This window comes from Bradyrhizobium sp. NBAIM08 (assembly GCF_020193935.1).
Lineage (GTDB): Bacteria > Pseudomonadota > Alphaproteobacteria > Rhizobiales > Xanthobacteraceae > Bradyrhizobium > Bradyrhizobium yuanmingense.
The window spans coordinates 1-406 of record NZ_JADYVR010000918.1 but is presented as its reverse complement, the minus strand read 5'-3'; the positions used below and the strand labels follow the sequence as shown (position 1 = coordinate 406).

Annotated in this window: 1 protein-coding gene; it reads left to right on the top strand. The window is 52.2% G+C overall.

From position 1 onward, the window contains the following. Positions 1-245: 245 nt before the first annotated feature. Positions 246-406, top strand: a 161-nt coding sequence (locus I6F37_RS45725; RefSeq protein WP_225154785.1) for an ATP-binding cassette domain-containing protein, incomplete at its 3' end; no start/stop codon positions are given.

Sequence of the window (406 nt, the reverse complement as noted above, 5' to 3'; positions counted from 1 at the left end):
CGATAAGGTCCTGGCCACTTTCATCTTTACGCAGTCTCTGAAGAAAATTGAGCATTTTGTACTCCTGAAGCGAGTATCGGCTGGTATCACCCCTTTTGCCCATAGGGTGTTGGGCTTAGGGTCCACGAGAGCTTTTACCCAGCGTGTTCTCAGATCGTTCCTTGGAGTACATAATGTGGCGTATGGCCGACAGGGTATGTGGGTTTGCTGCCTGGGTGTAAACTGAGTCTGCAAACCTCTCGCAAATGCTCCTGCAACTTACGGGGATACAGAAGCGCTTTGGCGGCGTCGTAGCGCTGAAGAACGGCAATTTAAGCGTCGACTCGGGAGAAGTGCATCTTCTCATGGGCGAGAATGGCGCCGGCAAATCCACGCTGATGAAGATCGTAGCCGGAATGTTTCCACC